At 73.0% G+C, this 18,950-nt stretch carries 18 protein-coding genes; 11 read left to right on the forward strand and 7 right to left on the reverse strand.

Annotation, left to right across the window (positions count from 1 at the left end; genetic code table 11):
• Positions 1 to 97: 97 nt before the first annotated feature.
• A complete protein-coding gene (locus LUW87_RS08250) occupies positions 98 to 2,062 on the forward strand; it encodes a PAS domain-containing protein (RefSeq protein ID WP_232670660.1) in 1,965 nt (654 codons plus the stop codon).
• Complete coding sequence (locus tag LUW87_RS08255; RefSeq protein ID WP_232670661.1) at positions 2,059 to 3,357, forward strand: EAL domain-containing response regulator; 1,299 nt, start codon at positions 2,059 to 2,061, stop codon at positions 3,355 to 3,357. The genes LUW87_RS08250 and LUW87_RS08255 overlap by 4 nt, the downstream gene beginning before the upstream one ends.
• A gap of 53 nt (positions 3,358 to 3,410) precedes the next feature.
• Here the strand turns inward: LUW87_RS08255 and LUW87_RS08260 are convergent, their stop codons facing one another.
• Entirely contained in the window at positions 3,411 to 4,205 is a 795-nt protein-coding gene (locus LUW87_RS08260) for a hypothetical protein (protein ID WP_232670662.1), read from the reverse strand.
• A 201-nt stretch (positions 4,206 to 4,406) separates the two neighbouring features.
• On the opposite strand from LUW87_RS08260, the gene LUW87_RS08265 reads away from it, so the two are divergent.
• Positions 4,407 to 4,745 (forward strand): sll1863 family stress response protein, encoded by a 339-nt coding sequence (locus LUW87_RS08265; RefSeq protein WP_232670663.1) that lies wholly within the window; start codon positions 4,407 to 4,409, stop codon positions 4,743 to 4,745.
• 87 nt (positions 4,746 to 4,832) lie between these two features.
• Here the strand turns inward: LUW87_RS08265 and LUW87_RS08270 are convergent, their stop codons facing one another.
• Positions 4,833 to 5,693: an alpha/beta fold hydrolase gene (locus tag LUW87_RS08270; RefSeq protein WP_232670664.1), complete on the reverse strand. Its 861-nt coding sequence runs from the start codon at positions 5,691 to 5,693 to the stop codon at positions 4,833 to 4,835.
• Between the two features lie 124 nt (positions 5,694 to 5,817).
• Here LUW87_RS08270 and LUW87_RS08275 point away from each other — a divergent pair, with 124 nt between their 5' ends.
• The 4 genes from LUW87_RS08275 to LUW87_RS08290 all read left to right on the forward strand — a co-directional run bounded on the left by LUW87_RS08275 (position 5,818) and on the right by LUW87_RS08290 (position 10,184).
• On the forward strand, positions 5,818 to 6,612 hold the full coding sequence (locus LUW87_RS08275; RefSeq protein ID WP_232670665.1) for a universal stress protein: 795 nt from the start codon (positions 5,818 to 5,820) through the stop codon (positions 6,610 to 6,612).
• A gap of 7 nt (positions 6,613 to 6,619) precedes the next feature.
• A complete protein-coding gene (locus LUW87_RS08280; protein ID WP_232670666.1) occupies positions 6,620 to 7,648 on the forward strand; it encodes a zinc-dependent alcohol dehydrogenase family protein in 1,029 nt (342 codons plus the stop codon).
• 188 nt (positions 7,649 to 7,836) lie between these two features.
• Positions 7,837 to 8,619 carry a tyrosine-protein phosphatase gene (locus LUW87_RS08285; RefSeq protein WP_232670667.1) on the forward strand — a complete coding sequence of 261 codons (783 nt, stop codon included), beginning with the start codon at positions 7,837 to 7,839 and terminating at the stop codon, positions 8,617 to 8,619.
• Between the two features lie 155 nt (positions 8,620 to 8,774).
• Positions 8,775 to 10,184, forward strand: coding sequence for an Nramp family divalent metal transporter (locus tag LUW87_RS08290; protein WP_232670668.1), 1,410 nt, complete (start codon positions 8,775 to 8,777; stop codon positions 10,182 to 10,184).
• Between the two features lie 63 nt (positions 10,185 to 10,247).
• Here the strand turns inward: LUW87_RS08290 and LUW87_RS08295 are convergent, their stop codons facing one another.
• From LUW87_RS08295 to LUW87_RS08305, 3 genes are all read right to left on the reverse strand, one after another.
• Positions 10,248 to 10,700, reverse strand: coding sequence for a hypothetical protein (locus tag LUW87_RS08295; RefSeq protein WP_232670669.1), 453 nt, complete (start codon positions 10,698 to 10,700; stop codon positions 10,248 to 10,250).
• A gap of 11 nt (positions 10,701 to 10,711) precedes the next feature.
• Positions 10,712 to 11,632 carry a ParA family protein gene (locus tag LUW87_RS08300; protein ID WP_232670670.1) on the reverse strand — a complete coding sequence of 307 codons (921 nt, stop codon included), beginning with the start codon at positions 11,630 to 11,632 and terminating at the stop codon, positions 10,712 to 10,714.
• 179 nt (positions 11,633 to 11,811) lie between these two features.
• Positions 11,812 to 12,459, reverse strand: coding sequence for a TIGR03086 family metal-binding protein (locus LUW87_RS08305; protein ID WP_232670671.1), 648 nt, complete (start codon positions 12,457 to 12,459; stop codon positions 11,812 to 11,814).
• 363 nt (positions 12,460 to 12,822) lie between these two features.
• On the opposite strand from LUW87_RS08305, the gene LUW87_RS08310 reads away from it, so the two are divergent.
• The 4 genes from LUW87_RS08310 (at position 12,823) to glgP (ending at position 17,089) form a co-directional block, all read left to right on the forward strand.
• The gene (locus tag LUW87_RS08310; protein ID WP_232670672.1) at positions 12,823 to 13,053 is read left to right on the forward strand and encodes a FitA-like ribbon-helix-helix domain-containing protein; all 231 of its coding nucleotides are present in this window, start codon (positions 12,823 to 12,825) and stop codon (positions 13,051 to 13,053) included.
• Complete coding sequence (locus LUW87_RS08315) at positions 13,040 to 13,429, forward strand: type II toxin-antitoxin system VapC family toxin (RefSeq protein WP_232670673.1); 390 nt, start codon at positions 13,040 to 13,042, stop codon at positions 13,427 to 13,429. Before LUW87_RS08310 ends, LUW87_RS08315 begins: the two co-directional genes overlap by 14 nt.
• A 499-nt stretch (positions 13,430 to 13,928) precedes the next feature.
• The gene (locus LUW87_RS08320) at positions 13,929 to 14,387 is read left to right on the forward strand and encodes a peroxiredoxin (protein WP_232670674.1); all 459 of its coding nucleotides are present in this window, start codon (positions 13,929 to 13,931) and stop codon (positions 14,385 to 14,387) included.
• Between the two features lie 167 nt (positions 14,388 to 14,554).
• Complete coding sequence (gene glgP / locus LUW87_RS08325; protein WP_232670675.1) at positions 14,555 to 17,089, forward strand: alpha-glucan family phosphorylase; 2,535 nt, start codon at positions 14,555 to 14,557, stop codon at positions 17,087 to 17,089.
• A 126-nt stretch (positions 17,090 to 17,215) separates the two neighbouring features.
• On the opposite strand, the gene selD is transcribed toward glgP, so the two are convergent.
• Positions 17,216 to 18,283, reverse strand: a complete 1,068-nt coding sequence (selD, locus tag LUW87_RS08330) for a selenide, water dikinase SelD (protein ID WP_232670676.1) — start codon at positions 18,281 to 18,283, stop codon at positions 17,216 to 17,218.
• The gene (queE, locus tag LUW87_RS08335) at positions 18,280 to 18,912 is read right to left on the reverse strand and encodes a 7-carboxy-7-deazaguanine synthase (RefSeq protein WP_232670677.1); all 633 of its coding nucleotides are present in this window, start codon (positions 18,910 to 18,912) and stop codon (positions 18,280 to 18,282) included. Before queE ends, selD begins: the two co-directional genes overlap by 4 nt.
• Positions 18,913 to 18,950 lie beyond the last annotated feature (38 nt).

An 18,950-nucleotide genomic window follows, 5' to 3' on the forward strand; every position in this document is an offset into this window, starting at 1 on the left:
GGCGCCGCCCCCGGTCGCCCTCGCGCTTTTCGCTCCTGTCCGCGGCCCGTCGTGCCGATGGAACTGGGTACGACGAACGCGAGACGAGGTGGGACGAGTGAGGAGCGTCGACGAGGACGCTCGCGGACGCGAGAGGGCGGTGCCGGCGCCGGGCGTGCTGGAGGACCTGGTGGCGGCCGGGCCCATGGTGATGCTGACGGCCGTGCTCGGCCCGGACACCGAGCGAGGCTCGGCACTGTCGCTCGACTACGTGAGCCCCAACTGCAGTCGGGTGCTGGGGTACCCCGCGTCGTCGATCACGGGCTCCCCCGAGGCGTTCGCGGCTCGCGTCCACCCCGACGACGAGGCCACGCTGCTGCGGGCGGCCGCCGAGGCCGTCGGCGCACCGGGCCGGCGGGTCCCCCTCGAGCTCCGGCTGCGCCACCTCGACGGCTCGTGGCGGTGGATGGAAGGCATGCTGCGAGGTCATGCCACCGACCGTTCACGGGTCCTCGGCTACGCGGTGGACGGCACCGCCCGCCACCAGGCCGAGACCGCCCAGCGCCGCAGCGAGTCACGCCTGGCGGCCTTCGTCGACAACAGTGCGGCGATCATCAGCCTGAAGGACCCGTTCGGTCGCTACCAGTTCGTGAACCGGGCCTTCGCCGATCTGGTGGGCGCGCCCGCCGATCGGGTGGTGGGCACCGACGACTTCGACCACTGGCCGGAGGCCGCCGCCGCCGTCCGGGGCCACGACCAGCAGGTCCTGGTGGGACGCAACGAGCTGCAGTTCGAAGAGGTGCTCCCGCTCCCCGACGGGCCCCACACGTTCCTCGCCCAGAAGTTCCCCCTGCTCGACGACGACGGGGTCCCCACCGCGATCGGCACGGTCGCCACCGACATCACCGAGCTGACCACCGTGCTCGACACGCTGGCCGCTCGGGAACGGGTCCTCTCCACCGTCATCGGGGCGTCTCCCGACGTGATCACCATCCTCGAGGAGGACGGCGTGATCCGCACGACGAGCATCGCCTTCGAGCGGATCTTCGGCCATCCGACCCGGGCGCTGGTCGACCGGTGCCTCTTCGACGTGGTCCACCCCGACGACGTCGCCGCCGTCCGCCAGGGCTTCGCGCGCCTCGCCACCGACGCCGACCACCGCACCACGCTGCGCTTCCGGGCCCGGCGGGCCGACCACCAGTGGGTCACCATCGAGTCGCACGCCCAGCTCATGGTCGACCAGCACGACCAACACGACGGCGTGGTGATGGTGAGCCGCGACATCTCTGATCAGATCGCGCTGGAGGCGGCCCTGCGCGAAGCCAAGGAGCACGCCGAACGAGCCAGCAAGGCCAAGAGCGAGTTCCTGTCGCGCATCAGCCACGAGCTGCGCACCCCGCTCAACGCCATGCTCGGGTTCGCGCAGCTGCTCGAGGTCGAGGAGCTGGCCGAGCCCGCTCCGGAGTTCGTGGCCCAGATCCTGCGGGCGGGCGACCACCTCCTCAGCCTCATCAACGACCTGCTCGACATCGGACGGATCGAGACCGAGCACCTGAACCTCCACCTCGAACCGATCGACGCCACCCGCGCCCTCGCCGAGGTGGCCGAGCTGGCCGGTCCCCTGGCTGCCCGTTCGTCGGTGACGCTGGCCGCGGCCCGGCCGGGAACGCAGGCCGTGGCGGTCCTCGCCGATCGCCAGCGCCTCCTGCAGGTCCTGTTGAACCTCACGTCGAACGCCATCAAGTACAACCACCCCGGGGGGCGGGTCGACCTCGAAGCCATCCGTACCGACGACGGGCGAGTCCAGCTCACGGTCGCCGACACGGGGCGCGGGCTCGAACCCGAGCAGGTGGACCGGCTCTTCGTGCCGTTCGACCGGTTGGGGTTGGAGCACACCGGCATCGAGGGGTCGGGCGTGGGCCTGGCCCTGTCGCGCGGCCTGACCGAGAAGATGGGCGGGACCCTGGGCGTCCGGTCGGCGCCCGGCGTGGGCTCCACCTTCTGGGTCGACCTCCCCCTCGCCGGCGCCGATCCCTCCACCGCCCTGCCCTCTGCCCCTCTCTCCCCCGGAGACCATCGATGACCATCTCGCCCGGCCCGGGTCCGGTCGCCCCCGACGCCACCGCCACGACCAACGCCCGCATCCTCATCGTCGACGACGAGGAGACCAACCTGCTCGTGCTGCGCACGATGCTCGAGCGCGCCGGCTACACCAACATCCTCACGCTGAGCGAGTCGTCGTCGGCCGTCGAGCGCTTCGTCGCGTTCGAACCCGACCTGGTCCTGTTGGACCTGCACATGCCTCCCCCCGACGGGTTCGAGATCATGGCCCAGCTGGAGCCCCTGATCCCGGCCGGGAGCTACGTGCCGATCCTGGTGCTCACCGCGGACGTCACCGACTCCACCCGGGAGCGGGCCCTGGCCATGGGGGCCCGGGACTTCCTCACCAAGCCCTTCCGCTACAACGAGCTGCTCCTGCGCCTCAACAACCTCCTCGAGACGCGGGCCCTGCACTCGCGGCTCCACCGCGACAAGGCCATCCTCGAGGCCCGCATGCGCGAGCAGGAGGCCACCGAGCGGGCCAACGCCGAACGCCGGCGGACGGCCAGTCGTCGCATCGAAGCCGTGCTGGCCGCCGACCAGACCCCGGCCGCCCACGAGGGCGGCGTCCGCCTGACGATGGTCTACCAACCGATCATGGACCTGTTGACCGGCCAGGTGCTGGGGGCCGAGGCGCTGGCCCGCTTCGGCACCGAGCCCCAGCGCAGCCCCGCCCAGTGGTTCACCGAGGCGGCGGAGGTGGGCCTCGGCATCCAGCTGGAGCTGGCCGCCATCCGCCGGGCCGCGGAGGGCTTGTCGCTGTTGCCCCCCAACGCCTACCTGGCCGCCAACGCGTCGGCCGAGACGTTGCGGTCCCCTGCCCTGCTCGACCTCGTGGCCACGCTGCCCGGGCGCCGCCTGGTCCTGGAGCTCACCGAGCACGAACGGTCGGTCGACCACTCGACCCTCGTCGCCCCGGTCGAGAGGCTGCGCCGCCTCGGCGTGCGTCTGGCCGTCGACGACGCCGGGGCCGGGTTCGCCAGCCTGCAGCAGATCCTCGTGCTGAACCCCGACATCATCAAGCTGGACCGCTCCTTCATCGAAGGGGTCGCCGACGACCCGGTCCGACGGGCGCTCACCACCGCGCTGCTCTCCTTCACCGAGCAGATCGGCGCAGTGCTGGTGGCCGAGGGCATCGCCACCCCCCAGGAGCTGCTGGCCATGCGCGAGCTCGGGTTGCGCCACGGCCAGGGCCGCTTCCTCGGCGAACCGCAGGCGCTGCCCTTCGACCCCGACCGCCTGGCCCACCTCGGCGAAGGTTCCGGCAGCCCGGGCTGAACCGGTGACCTGTCGACGGGCCCCGACGGGGCCGCGTCCCGGTCGAGGCCCCGTCAGAAGACCGCCGCCTGGTCCCCCGGGCCGGCACCGGCGACCACCACGAAACGGGGCGAGGTGGCGATCAACTCGGCGGCCACCGGCCCCACCGGCGACCCGGCGGAGGGCACCCCCCGGCCCACCATGACCACGGCGTCGGGTCGTCGTCCGGCCACCGCCACCATGGTCGCGGCCGGCCGGTCGGAGGCCAGGACCTCCAACGACGCGCCCGGCACCTCGGCCACCAGGGCGTCGAAGCGCTGCTGGACCTGGGCCATGGTGTCGTGATCGGTGGTCGAGACGACCGACACCACCCGCACGTCGACCCGGAGCCCCTGGCCCCATCGGGCGGCCAGGGCCAAGGCGTCCGCCGACGCCGCGCCGTCGTCGAGAACGAGGACCTCGACCATGTTGAGGCCGCGGCTCACGTCGGCCTCGGGGCCGATCACCAGCACCGGGGCGTCGATCTCGGTGAACACCTGCCGGGGAGGCGGGATCGACCGGCGCCGGCGGAGGAGGCCCGACTTCCGATAGCGGGACGCCACGCACAGGATCGGGTGCGCCCGATGGCGGGCGGCCTCGACGAGGGCGTCGCCCACCCCGACATCGAGGTCGACCCAGAAGTCGACGTCGGCGCCGCTCATCGAGATGGCCTGCGACTTGAGCACCAGGCGCGACTCTTCGTCCGCCGCGGGCGTGGTGTTGACCACGACGATCTTGGCCCGGCACCGCCAGGCCAGGTCTGCCGCCGGAGCCAACGCCGCTCGCAGCTCCAGGCTGCTGTCGAACGGAACGATGACGTTGTCGTACATGTGGGCCCCATCATGCCCCGGCCGCTCCGGCGGGGGGGGGGGGAAGGACCGCTCGCGCTCAGCGCGATGGGACGCCGACTGCTTCTGACGCCGTCGACGCGGTGGTCGAGCTCCCCGCCTCGTCGTGACCTTCGGCGGTGTCCACCCGGTGGTCGCCTCGGTACGGTGCTCCTGTCCGTGCGATGTCACGAGGAGACGACCATGAGTGACCAGGACCTGGAAGCACGAGTCGCCGCGCTGGAAGAGCAGCTGCACGCGCTGCGATCCGAGCTGGTGGAAGGCCAGCTCGACGAGTGGAAGGCCCGCATCGACCAGTTGGAGGTGCAGGCCCACCTCGGCCAGATGGACGCGAGGGGCGAGATCGAACCGCTCCTCGAGCAGATGCGCAACCGGCTGCTCGACGCCCGCCAGCAGCTGGATCGGGTGGGCGGCGCCGCCGGCGACGCGGTGTCCACCGTGTCCGATGGGGTCAAGAGCGCGCTCGACGACCTGCGCAAGGCCCTCTCCGACGCCGCCGAGCGGATCACCCCCGGCCGCTGACCCTCGCCGGCCGACGGATCGGCGCCCCGGCGCCCCGGGCCCTCCGAGACCGCCGCAGCCTCCTCGTGAGCCGAGGTGGGCCCGGTGTCAGCCGTGGGCGTCGAGCCAGGCCACCACCTCGGAGGTGATCTCGTCGCGGTTGATCTCGTTGAAGATCTCGTGGCGCGCCCCCTCGTGCACCGAGAGGGTGACGTCGGCCCCGGCGGCCCGGTAGCGGTCGGCGACCAGCTCGACGAGCGCACCCCCGAAGGCCAACGGGTCGTCGCGACCCGACACCACGAGGATGGGGAAGCCGTCGGGCACCGCGTCGATCTCGGCCTGGTCGCCCAGCCGGGGTGCGGCCGCGACCATGGAGGCCGTCGACGGGCCGTCGAGACCGAAGCCACAGCGGTCGTCGGCGAGGTAGGCGTCGACCTCGGCGGTGTCGCGGCTGAGCCAGTCGTAGTCGGTGCGGGCCGGTTCGAACGGTGCGTTGAAGGCGGTGAGGTCGGCCGGCTGGTCGGGATCGAGCGCCCCGGCGATCTGGTCGACCGCGGTGGTGCCCGACAGCACCAGCGCCGCCAACCGGTCGGCGTGGTCGAGCACGTACTGCTGGGCGGCGAAGCTGCCCATCGAGTGCCCCAGCAGCACCACCGACAGCCCCGGGTGGCGACCGGCGGCGAAGGCGACGATCCGCCCGAGGTCGTCGACCAACCCGTCCCAGCCCCGTGCCCCGAGGTCGCCCAACGCCTCGGGGGCGCCGGCGGTGAGGCCGTGGCCGCGGTGGTCCGGGGCGTACACCGCCCAACCGGCCGCGGTGAGGGCACCGGCCAGGCGGGCGTAGCGCCCGGCGTGCTCGCCCATGCCGTGGGCCACCACCACCACGCCGCGGGCGTCGCCCGACGGAAGCCAGACGTGGACGACGACCTCGCCGTCGGAGGAGGGGACGGTGACGGTGGACTCGACCATGGGTGCCAGTCTGGCCGCACCGCCGCTCCTCGTGCCGGGCGCACCGGGCCGCTGGGGACCCATGGCCCTGGCCCGTCGGGGCCGCCGTCGGGCAGGATCGGGGCAGGCCACCGAGGAGTCCTCCATGTTGCGAACGTTCGTGGTCCCGCTCGACGAGTCCGAGCGGGCCGAGGCCGTGCTCCCGCTCGCCACCGAGCTCGCCGACGCGTTCGGGGCCGAGGTGGTGCTCGTCACCGCGGGCTGGGGCCGCACCGCCGAGGCCCTCACCGCCTACCACCACGACCTCGCTCCCCGTCTGGGGGCCGTGCCCTGGCGCTCGGCGGTCGTGCCCGACACGTTCCCCGCCGACGCCATCCGGGACCTCACCCCCGACGACGGTGCCGTGGTCATGACCACCAAGGGGCGCCAGGGCCTGGCCCGGGTGGTGTTGGGCTCCGTGGCCGAGGACGTCGTCGGCACCGCCCATCGCCCCGTGCTCCTGGCCGGCCCGTCGGCCACCGTCGCCCCGCTGACCGACGGCGACCTCGTGGTGACCTGCGACGGGGGTGAGCTGTCGTCCACCGTCGTCGACCACGCCGTCCCGTGGGCGCAGACCCTGGGGCTCTCGGTGCGGGTCGTCGCCGTCGTCCACGCCGACGGCACCCCGCTCGGCGGGGGTGACCCCGAGACCCTCCACCACCAGCTCACCGAGAGCGCCGAGGCGTTCCGCTCCGCCGGGTGCCCGGTGCACGTCGAACGCCTCGTCGCCAAAGACGCCGCGAGCGCGCTCGTCGACCTGGCCCGACGCCTGCCCGCCACGCTGGTGGCCATGAGCACCCACGCCCGAGGTGGGATCGCCCGGGCCGCCCTCGGCAGCACCACCATGGCGGTCGTTCGAGACGTCTCGTGCCCGGTGCTCGTCTACCGGCCGGAGGGCTGACGCCGCCGTGGGACGGGCATGGGTGCTGCGCCGTCCGGGCCCCGCCGGCGCCGACGGGCCCCTGGAGCTGGAGGCGCGTGACGTGCCCCGCCCCGGGCCAGGTGAGGTCGTCCTCGCGGTGTCCGCCTGCGCCGTGTGCCGCACCGACCTGCAGCTCGTCGAGGGCGACCTCCCGGCGCGACGGCTGCCCATCGTGCCCGGCCACCAGGTCGTGGGCCACGTGGTGGCCGTCGGCGACGGCGTGCGCGCCCCGGCGGTCGGGGCACGCGTGGGCGTGGCCTGGATCGCGTCGAGCTGCGGTCGCTGCCGCTTCTGTCGATCGGGCCGCGAGAACCTGTGCCCGGACAGCACCTTCACCGGCTGGGACCGCGACGGCGGCTACGCCACCCACATGGTGGCGCGGGCCGACGCCACCGCCGAGCTGCCCGACGGCCTGGGTGACGTGGAGGCCGCTCCGTTGCTGTGCGGCGGAGTCATCGGCCATCGGTCCCTCGGGGTGGCCGGCATCGGCCCCGAGTCCGCCGGCGCCCGCCTCGGCCTGTTCGGGTTCGGGGCATCGGCCACGTGCGTCATCCAGGTGGCCCGCCACTGGGGCGTGGAGGTGCACGTGTGCACCCGCTCCCCGCAGGAGCAGCAGAGAGCCCGGGATCTCGGGGCGACCTGGGCCGGCAGCTACGAGGAGGCGCCGCCGGTGCCGCTCGACGCTGCCATCACGTTCGCCCCCGTCGGTTCGGTGGTGTTGGCTGCCCTCGACGCCGTCGATCGGGGTGGCGTCGTGGCCATCAACGCCATCCACCTCGACCGGATCCCCGAGTTCGCCTACGAACGGCTGTGGTGGGAGCGGTCGTTGCGCAGCGTGGCCAACGTCACCCACGCCGACGTCCACGACTTCCTGGCCCTCGCCGCCGAGGTGCCCGTGCGCACCGAGTTCGAGGTGCTCGCGCTCGACGAGGCCAACGCCGGCTTGGCTCGCCTGGCGGCCGGCGACGTGCAGGGATCGCTCGTCCTCGACGTGGCCTCCTCGGGTGATGGGTGACGGGTGACGGGTGACGCCCAACGTTCGCCCAGGCGTCACCGCCCGGTCAGACCGAGGCCGCCTCCCCGACGATCCGACCCGGGAGACTGCACGACATCAGGGGAGGCCCCGCAATCCAGGCGAGGCGCCCCGAGGACGCAGAACCGGGAGTTGTCATGGACGGCACCATCGCTCGTAGCCTCCGAGACGTGATCGATCGAGATGGGCTGGTGCTGCCCGAGCACCCCGACCGCCGGGTCACCTTCGCCGGCGCCTTCAACTTCCGTGACCTGGGCGGCTACCAGGGCCTCGACGGCCGTCCCGTGCGCTGGCGCACCCTGTACCGGGCCGACGCCCTCCACCGCCTCGAGGACGACGAGCTCGACGTGCTCGGCGGGCTCGGGGTGCGGGCCGTGCTCGACCTGCGCACCCTCGGCGAGATCGACCGTGGTCGCCTCCAGGCCGACCACCTCGGCATCGTGCACCACCACCTCCCGGTGCTGAACGAGACCTGGGCACCCGCCGAGCTCGACGAGAACGCCGACGCCGCCGAGATCCTCGGTTCGCTCTACGTGCAGATGCTCGACGTCGGCGCCCCCGCCCTGGCCGGCGCCCTCGAGCTGCTGGCCGGCACCGACAACGTCCCGGCGGTGTTCCACTGCGCCGCCGGCAAGGACCGCACCGGCGTGCTGGCCGCCATCGTGCTGGCCCTGCTCGGCGTGGCCGACGAGCTCATCGTGGCCGACTACGCCCTCACCGCCGGGGCCATGGAGCGTCTCCGCGACCGGCTCCGCACCGACAACCCCGAAGGTCTCACGGCCATGAACGACCAGCCCGAGGCCTACCTGGCCGCTCCGGCCGGGGCCATGGAGCACTTCTTGTCCCACGTGCACTCGGCCCACGGTTCGATCGCCGGCTACGTGCAGGAGATCGGCGTCGACGACGACGTCGTGGGCCGCCTCCGCGCCGGGCTGCTCGCCCCCTCGAGCTGACGAGTCGGGTGCTGGTGAGCCCCGACCCAGGCGGGCGGTGATAGCGAGGCTCCCTCTCGGGTAGGCGACGCGGACGCGCCGAATCGCTCCCGGGCGCCGTGCGGGCTGGCTCGGGGAGCGGTCGGCGGCTGACGACCGCTGATCGAAAGGGCTCCGTGTCCGCCACCTCCGCCGAGCAGACCCGAGACCACCGCGCCACCACGGCGCCCGACGCCGCCCTCCGACGGGAGGTGCGGCCGCTGCCCCACGGGCGGCGACGGCTCGGATGGTACGGACCGGCCCTGCTGTGGACCGTCTCCGCGGTGGGGTCGGGCTCGGTGCTGTTCACCCCCCGGATCGCCGCCCGCTACGAGTACCAGCTGCTGTGGCTGGCCCTCGTCACGTGCGGGTTCATGTGGATCATGATCCGCGAGGCGGCCCGGTACACCACCGCCACCGGACGGACCCTCCTCGATGGCTTCGACCGGCTGCCGGGCCCGCACGGCTGGGCCCTCTGGGTGATCTTCGTCCCCCAGCTCTTCGCCGCCGTGGTGGGGATCGCCGGGCTCTCGGCGCTCGTCGGCAGTGCCCTGCACGTGTCGTTCGACGTCTCACCCGTGCCGTTGACCGCTGCGGTCATCGTGGGCTCCACCGCCGTCGTCGGCATCGGGGAGTACGACCTGATCACCAAGCTCACCCGGGCCCTGGCCGTGGTGCTGGTCGTGTTGAGCCTGGTCGCCGCCACCCAGGTGGGATCGTCGCCGGCGGAGATCGCATCGGGTCTGGTGCCCCAGATCCCCGACGACTTCGACGTGGGCTTCGTGCTGCCCTGGGTGGGCACCATCCTGGCCGGCTCGATGGGCATCGTCTGGTTCTCGTACTGGACCGGCACCCACGGCTACGGCGGACCGACGGCCCTGTCGGCCGAGCACCACGAGGCGGCCGGTGCCGAGGACGACACCCCACCGGCCATCGACACCGAGCAGCGCGACTCACGCCTGCAGGCCTGGCTGAGGCTCGTGTCGCGTGCCGCCGGCCTGGCCGTGGTGACCGGGGCGCTGGTCATCGGCTCGTTCAACGTGCTCGGGGCCGAGCTGCTCGCCCCGGAGGGCACGGTGCCGTCGGGGGTCGACGTCGCCGCCGACCTCGGCGGGCTCATGGAGGGCGTGTGGGGCCGGTCCGGCTTCTGGGCCCTCATCGCGCTGACCGTCTTCGCCCTGGGCGGCAGCGTGATGGCCAACCAGGACGGGTGGGGTCGCAGCTTCGCCGACATCACCATGCTGCTCACCCGACGGCGTGGCCGGCCTCACTGGCTCACCCGCCGACGGCTCCGCCGTCTCTACGTGGTGGCGGTCACCGGCCTGCTCCCGCTCGCGGTCTACCTGGTGGTGCAGGATCCGGTCACCATCATGAGCATGTCGGGGGTCGTGGCCGCGGTGCACACGCCGTTCATCGTCGGGCTCATCTTGTTGGTCAACTGGCGCCACCTGCCCCCGGTGGTGCGACCGGGCCTGCTGGCCACGGGCGCGCTGGCCCTGGCCGGATGCTTCTATCTGGCCCTCTCGGTGCTGCGCGTCGTCGCCTGACCCTTCGGGGCTCGGACCGTGCCGGGCGCGTGGCCCCACCGGTCGCGGGCACCGCCCCGCGGGTCAGCGCCGGCGGCGACCCAACAGGGCGGCAACGAGGGCGGCGAGGACGGCGGCGACGGCGGCCACGATCAGCAGGCGGGTGCGACGGCCCCGCCCGGCGGCGGCCATCTCCGATTCGAGGATCGCTTCGGCGTCGGCCCCGGTGCGCGGCGTGGTGTCGACCATGATCTCCTCGCCGGCCGCGCTCACGAGCACCTCCTCGGCTTCCGGGCGCACCTCGACGGTGGCGTCGTCGGTGCGCACCACCACGTCGTCGCCGGCGGTGGTGATCTCCACGTCGGCGTCGAGGGTGTGCACCACCAGCTCACCGCCCTCGGTGACCTCCACATCCATGCCCTCGGGCAGCGCCACCTCATCGGCGACCGCCTCGGCGTCGAGGATGGCGTCGACCGGCGCCGGTTCGTCGGACGCCGGCTCGGGACGGTGGTGGGAACGCTGGGGGTCGTAGGGCATCGGGGCTCCGATCAGACGGCGGGGGTCGAGGGGGCGGACGAGCTCGGCCGGTCGCCGACCGCGTCGATCCTCGGGTCGGCCCCGGGCGCCTCGCCGTCACCTGACGGCTCCGGGGTCGAGGGCTCGTCAGCCGCGAGTGCCTCCGGCACGGGTCGAGCCAACTCCGGGGCAATCGCGTCGAGGAGGACGTCGAACTCCTCGCTGGCCTCGGGCGCGCCAGGCCGATGGCCGAGACCGTGGATCGGCAACGACTGGGCCGATGCTTCGGCCACCGCAGCACGCAGGCGCACCGGCTCGAGCACGTCGTCGCCGTAGTGCTCGCACAGCTGCCCGTGCCAGTACTTGGCGTCTCGGGTGCGGCCCAGGCGGTTGACGGCCACGCCGGCGATGCGGGGCACCCCGTCGCGCCGGGCGGCGATGCGGTCGATGGTGCGGCGGATCTGAGCCACCCCGTCGGACGCCCAGGCCGCCGGCTCGGTGACGATGAGCGCCCGATCGGCGGCGAACAGCCCGTTGATCGTGAGCAGCCCGAGCGACGGCGGGCAGTCGATGACGACCAGGTCGTAGGGATGCCCCTCGAGGGCGAGCTGCAGGCGGTCCTGCGCACCGACCGGGTCGTTGGCCAGCTGAGGCTCGCGTGCCGCCAGCGCCGGCGTGGAGGCCACCACGTCGGGCACCACCCCATCGTCGGACACGGGCCATCCGGCGGGGACGACCAGCTGGGTCGCACCCCCTGGACGGTCGGCCTCGAGCGCCGCATCGACGGTGTGGGGCGGGTCCCAGACGCCCAGCCCCGTGGTGGCGTTGGCCTGAGGATCGAGGTCGACGACGAGGGTGCGCAGCCCCCGGTGCGCCGCCGCCGACGCCAACCCGAGCGCCACGGTGGTCTTGCCCACCCCACCCTTCTGGTTCACCACGGCGATGACCGGCATGGGCGACACGCTACTCCCGTGCCCTTCGCCGTTCGGCGAGGCTCGGTGCCGACGCGTGCCGCGCCTCGGACGCGAGATCGGCGCCGGCGGGACCCAACGCCCTCCACAGAGGTGCCGACGCCAGTCACGGTCGGCCCCGCCGCACCGCCCGTGCCGTGGAGCCGGACGGCCGTGCCGCCTCAGGACGAGCGTCGGGGATCCCGGCCGTTCCAGGCGACGAGGCGGTCGATGGCGGAGGCATCGTCAGGGACGGCGACGGCCTCGGCGAACGGGATGGCGACCTCGTCGAGCCCCAGCCCGGCCGAGATCTCCTCGACGAGGGCTCGGCGGTTCTCCGCGGGCAGGATGGGGCGAGCCTCGAGCGCGGCGGTGAGGACCGAGTCGTCCCAGCGGGGCTGCTGGCCGGTGGCCGTGGCGAGGTCCCACGTGTGGACGGTCAGCTCGGAGAAGTAGGAGGTCAGGATCTCCGCGCCGCTGCCCTCGATCCAGGGCAGCGCCATGGGCCGATCGAGCAGGGCATCGTCGCGCCACGCGTCGGCGGCTCGCCTGCCCGCCCTCGTCCACGCGTCGGACCAGCCGTCGTCGGGCACGTCGGTCTCGGTCACGGCGAAGGGGTCTTCGCCGTGGCCGAGGGCGGCGATGCGGTCGAGGACCCCGACGACGTGGCGCAGCATCGCGCGCACGTCCATCTCCGGGCACGGTGTCGCAGCGGCGAGCTGTTCGGGCCGCACGCCGGCGATCACCACCCCACCGGTGGCGATGGCCCGATCGAGGATCGGCCGGGGGTCGGCGAGCTGCGGGGTGGTGGAGCTGTTCGATGTGGTCATGGCGCCATCGTGCAGGCCCCAACCGGTCACGTCGTGACCGCTTTGTTCTTGCTTCGGTCGGCAAGCCTCCGTGACATCTTGCTCCGGTCGGCAAGCCTCCCTCCGCCGCCTTCGGCGAAGCGCGAACGCGTGCTCAGGCTCCGTCGCTGCGCTCCTCCGCCTGTCGGGGGCCCGCTGACGACCTCGAACGCGAAGCTGTCGGCACTTCGCGACACCTGTCAGCGCACTTTTCCGACAGGTTCACGAAGGGGTGGGAAACGTCAGCACCAGCGCACGGACAGGTGGGCGACGGGAGCGCCAGCGATCCGCCCCACCCCGAGGCAACCCGTTGCCGACGATCGAGCGTGCATGTATTCTGCATGCATGCCGAACGTGCAGGTCCGCGATGTTCCCGACGACGTCCACGCCGAGCTCGTGCGGCGAGCGGAGCTGGCAGGCCAGTCACTGCAACAGTTCCTGGCCGCGCAGCTCGGCGTGATCGCCGCCACGCCGACGACCGAGGACATCCTCGACCGGATCGAGCGCCGGTCGAAGGGCTCGTTGTCTGCTGCGACCACGATCGACGTCCTCGACGAGGAACGTGCTCGTCGTTGATGCGTCGATCCTCGCGCCGGCCGTGGCCGACGAGGGAAGCGACGGCCGACGGTTCCGCGAACGCCTACGCGGCGAGACCGTCATCGGCCCTGACCTGCTCCGACTCGAGGTGGTCTCGGTCCTGCGACGACATGTCGCCAAGGGTTCCCTGACCCACGTTCAAGCCGATCGCGCGGTCGAGGACCTCCTGGCGTTCCCGATCACCGTGTTCCCCACAGCCCCGCTCCTGCCTCGGGTGTGGGAGCTCCGCCACAACGTGAGCGCCTACGACGGCTGCTACGTCGCGCTGGCCGAGGCGGTCGACCACCCCCTGCTGACCGCAGACCGGCGCCTCGCCGAGGCGCCCGGCCTCCGCTGCGCCGTCGAAGTGCCGTAGCCCGCGCCGCGACACCTTGCTCCGGTCGGCAAGCCTCCCTCCGCCGCCTTCGGCGAAACACCGGACCGGGCTGAGGCTCCGTCGCTGGCGCTCCTCCGGCTGTCACCAGCACCAGCGCACGGTCAGGTGGGCGACGGGAGCGCCAGCGACCCGCCCACACCGCGTCCCGACGAGCTCGCGAGGAGGGCGCCATGGACACGGTTCCGGTGGGTGGCCCGCACCACTGGTTCTGACGCGCGCACGGGAGCGAGTGCGGCTCGGCGGGCGCCGTGACACTCAGCTCGGGTCGGCAAGCCTCCCCTCGCCGCCTTCGGCGAAACGCGAGAACTGTCCGAGCCTTCGTCGCTGCGCTCCTTCGGCTGTTGCGAGTCGGCTGAGGGTCTGGGGCTGGTGGCGGCGGGCAAGCGCAGCGTCGCCGCCACACCGCGTCCCGACGAGCTTGCGAGGAGGGCGCCGACATCGCGGAATAGCAGCTGCCTCGACGGTGCTGAGCCACGACATGAGCGCCACCGTCGGCCAGCCCGCACCCGAGTTCACCCTGCCCGACCAGGACGGCTCCCCTGTGAGCCTGTCGGAGCTGCGAGGCGGGTGGGCCGTCGTCTACTTCTACCCGGCCGACGACACCCCCGGCTGCACCGCCGAGTCGTGCTCGTTCCGCGACAGCCACGAGGACTTCGTCGACGCCGGGGCCCGTGTCGTGGGCATCAGCGGCGACTCGGTGTCGTCGCACCGGGCCTTCGCCGACAAGCACCAGCTGCCGTTCACCCTGCTGGCCGATGAGAGCGGTGAGGTCCGCAAGGCCTGGGGCGTGGGCAAGACGCTGGGGCTGCTGCCGGGTCGGGTCACCTACGTGATCGACCCCGAGGGGGTCGTGCGTCACAAGTTCTCGTCGCAGTTCAAGCCCAAGAAGCACATCGACGAGGCCCTCTCCGTCATCCGCGCCGGCACCTCGGCCTGACCCGACCGACCACCGCGCAGCTCACCGGAGCGGGATGCTGCCCGGGGGGCGGTCGGCGGTTGCGGGTCGGCCGGGGGGACGAGCGACGTGAGCGGTTGGTCGCCGACCCGGCCGGTGTGACACATCCACTGTTCTCGCAGCGACTGCGCACCACTAGGTTGCCGCCCATGAAGGCTGTCCAGACGTTCACCGTCGTGTCCCAACTGCCCCCCGAGCTCGAACCCCTGCGGGCGGTGGCGATGAACCTGGGCTGGGCCGACGACGAGCGGGCCCACGACCTCTTCCGGCGCCTCGACCGCGAGGCCTTCGAGCTCGAGGGCCGCGATCCCGCCGAGATCCTGGCCACCGAGAGCCAGGAGCAGCTCGACCGGCTGGCCGCCGACGCCTCGTTCACGTCGCTGGCCGGCGCCGTGCACGAGGAGCTGCGCCGCAGCCTCGACGAGCCCCGATGGTTCCAGGACCGGGGTGCCTCCCCGTTGCAGGAGGTCGCCTACTTCTCCCCCGAGTTCGGCATCGCCGCCGCCCTCCCCCAGTACTCCGGCGGCCTCGGCGTGCTGGCCGGCGACCACCTCAAGGCGGCCAACGACCTCGGCCTGCCCCTCGTGGCCATCGGCCTGTTCTACCGCCACGGCTACTTCCGCCAGCAGCTCGACGTCACCGGCTGGCAGGTCGAGCGCTTCCCCCGCCTCGACCCCCGGGCCATGGCCCTCGAGGCGGTGCCCGACATCAAGGTGATGGTCGAGCTCGCCGGCGTGCCCGTCTACGCCCGGCTGTGGCGGGCCCGGGTCGGGCGCATCGAGCTGTACCTGCTCGACACCGACATCGACGACAACGACGAGGTCAACCGACTCACCTGCGACCGCCTCTACGGCGGTGGGGTGGAGGAGCGCATCCGCCAGGAGATCGTGCTCGGGGTCGGTGGCATCCGGGCCCTCGAGGCCCTCGGACGCCGACCGCAGGTCTTCCACATGAACGAAGGCCACGCCGGCTTCCTCGCCCTCGAGCGCATCCGCTGCCTCATGACCGACCACGGGCTGTCGTTCAGCGAGGCCCGGGAGGCGTCGCGCCCGAGCGCCCTGTTCACCACCCACACCCCGGTGCCGGCCGGCATCGACCGCTTTCCCCGTGAGCTCATGGAGCGCTACTTCGCCGGGTGGTGCCGCGACCTCGGCCTCACCGTCGACGACCTCATGGCCATCGGCCACGAGCCCGGCACCCCCGACGGCGAGGTGTTCAACATGGCGGCCATGGGGTTGCGCATGGCTGGTCGGGCCAACGGCGTGGCCCAGCTGCACGGCGACGTGTCCCGGCGCATGTTCAGCGGGCTGTGGCCGGAGATCCCGGTGGAGGACGTGCCCATCACCGCCGTCACCAACGGGGTGCACGCCCCCACGTGGACGTCACCGGAGATGAGCGCGCTCTACCGCAAGGCCATCGGCCCGCACTGGCCCGAGGCCGAGCCCGAGCAGTGGCGGGCCATGGACGACGTCGCCGACCGCGACCTGTGGCGGGCCCGGGCCGACGCCAAGGAGCGCCTGGTCGGCTACGCCCGCCACAAGCTGCGCCAGGCCGCGCTCGACAAGGGCCGCACCCCGGCCCAGGTCACCTGGACCGACGAGGCGCTCGACCCGAACGCGCTCACCATCGGCTTCGCCCGACGCTTCGCCACCTACAAGCGGGCCACGTTGTTGTTCCGCGACCCCGAGCGCCTGCGCCGGCTCCTGCTCGACGCCGATCGCCCCGTGCAGTTCGTCTTCGCCGGCAAGGCCCATCCCGCCGACGAGCCCGGGCACCACCTGCTCCAGCAGGTGGCCGAGATGGCCTCCGAGATCGACATCCGCCACCGGCTGGTGTTCCTCGAGGACTACGACATCTCGGTCGGCCGCATGCTGGTGCAGGGCTGCGACGTGTGGCTCAACACCCCGCTGCGCCCCAACGAGGCCTGCGGCACCTCGGGCATGAAGGTCGTGTTCAACGGTGGGCTCAACCTGTCGATCCTCGATGGCTGGTGGGACGAGATGTACACGCCGGAGGTGGGCTGGGCCATCCCGTCGGCCGAGACCGCCCCCGACGTCGAGACCCGCAACGACCTCGAGTCGTCCAGCGTCTACGAGCTGCTCGAGCGCCAGGTGGTGCCCCTCTACTACCGGCGGGCCGACAACGACATCCCCACCGAGTGGTTGGCCAAGGTCAAGCGGTCCGTCGTGCGCCTCGGCCCGCAGGTGGAGTCCACCCGGATGCTGCGCGAGTACGTCGAGCGGCTGTACGAACCCGCCGCCGAGCGGGCCGGGCAGATGATGGGCGACGGCTTCGAACGGGCCCGGGGGCTGGTGCGCTGGACCCGCCACCTCGAGCGGGCCTGGCCCGGGGTCTCGGTGCCGTCGACCACCTACCAGGAGCTCGGCGACGGCCCCGGCCGCTTCGCCGTCGAGGCCCAGGTGGCCCTCGGCGACCTCGAACCCGACGACCTCACCGTCGAGCTGGTCCACGGTGCCATCGACCTCGACGAGGACATGCGCGATCCGCAGGTCGTGCCCATGGCCGTGGTGGGCGACGGCGACCATCCGGGCTGGCGTCGCTACCGGGCCGAGGTCACCTTCCCCCGTTCGGGCACGTTCGGCTACACGGTGCGGGCCGTGCCGTCGCACCCCGACGTCGACGACTACGCCCAGCTGGGCCGCGTCGCCATCGCCCAGACCTGACCGAGCCAGCCCCGGCCCACTCCCACCTCCCCCGCCCCACCCCACACCCTTCGTTCTTGCATGGTTTCGTCGCTGCCCACCGCGCCGAACTCATGCAAGAACCCCGGTGTTGGGGGGGGGCTCGGGTCAGCGGAGGTGGAGGCGTCCGGTGCGAGTGGCGGACCCGGCCGGGTCGGGGGCGAGGACCTCGCCGATGACCGCGGCCGGGTGACCGAGGGCGCGCAGCTCGGCCACGGCGTCGGCGGCCCGGGCGGGGTCCACACCGAAGACCAGCCCGCCCGAGGTCTGGGCGTCGGCCAGCACGGTGACCGACAGCTCGTCGACGCCGTCGCCCACCACCAGGCGGTCGGCCACGAACGCCCGGTTGCGGCCCGATCCTCCCGGCACCACGCCGGCCGCGGCCAGGTCCCTCACCCCTGCGATCACGGGGACGGCGCCGGCCTCCACGGCCACGTCGACCCCCGACTCCAGCGCCATGCGGCCCAGGTGGCCGAGGAGTCCGAAGCCGGTGACGTCGGTCGCGCCGGTGGCCCCGGCCGAGAGCGCCACCCGGGCGGCGTCGGCGTTGAGCACCAGCATGGAGTCGACGGCCGCGGCGGCCACCTCGGGCGGGGCCACGCCGCGCTTGACCGCGGTGGACGCGATGCCGGTGCCCAACGCCTTGGTCAGCACCAGGGCCTGGCCGGGCCGTAGCCCGGCGTTGGTGAGCAGCCGGTCGGGGTGGGCCTCGCCCACCACGGCCAGGCCGTACTTGGGCTCGGGGTCGTCGACGGAGTGCCCTCCCACGATGGCGAAGCCGGCCTCGGCGGCCACGTCACCGGCCCCGGCCAACACCTCCCCCAACAGCTCGGCGGAGAGCTCGTCGACGTTCCACGCCACCAGGTTGAGGGCGATCAGGGGCCGCCCGCCCATGGCGTAGACGTCGGAGACGGCGTTCACCGCCGCCACCCGGCCCCAGGTGCGGGCGTCGTCGACGATCGGGGTGAAGAAGTCGGTGGTGAACACCAGGGCCCGATCGTCGTCGAGGCGCCAGACGCCGGCGTCGTCGCCCGTGGCCGAGCCCACCAGGAGCCGCTCGTCGGTGACCGGTCGCAGGTTGGCGACGACCTCGCCCAGGAGCCCGGGTGGCAGCTTGCAGGCACACCCCGCGCCGTGGCTGTACTCGGTGAGGCGCTTGGCCGAGGGCGTGGTCATGGGATGCCGATGTCCTTGTGGGTCTGGACGGAGAGCCGCCAGGTCGGGTGCTCGAGGCAGTAGGCGACGGCCGCCGCGGTGTTGGCCACCCGGTCGGGGCCGTCCATGGGCTGCAACAGGTGGTGGTCGGCGGCGAAGTCCACCCACCGCTCGGGTTCGGCCCCGGGCTGGGGGACGACCAGCTTGAGCTCGTCGGCCCGCTCGAGGACCACCTCGGCCCCCGCCTTGGGGCTCACGCACACCCAGTCGACGCCGGCGGGCACCGGCCGGGTGCCGTTGGTCTCGATGGCGATCTCGAGGTCGACGGCGTGCAGGGCGGCCACGGCCGCGTCGTCGAGCTGGAGGGTGGGCTCGCCGCCGGTGCAGACCACGAAGCCCCGCCCCGGGGACGGCCAGAACGAGCGGACGTGCTCGGCCAGCGCCCGCGCCGACCGGAAGTGGCCGCCGCCGGGGCCGTCGGTGCCCACGAAGTCGGTGTCGCAGAACCGGCAGACGGCCTGGGCCCGGTGCTCCTCGCGACCGGTCCAGAGGTTGCAGCCCGAGAAGCGGCAGAACACCGCCGGCCGCCCGCCATGCATGCCCTCGCCCTGAAGGGTGAGGAAGGTCTCCTTGACCAGGTAGGTGCTCATCGTCGCCCCCTCGGTGCACCCCATCGCCGCGCACGACG

It is taken from the genome of Rhabdothermincola salaria (assembly GCF_021246445.1).
GTDB classification, from domain to species: Bacteria; Actinomycetota; Acidimicrobiia; order Acidimicrobiales; family Acidimicrobilacustridaceae; genus Rhabdothermincola_A; species Rhabdothermincola_A salaria.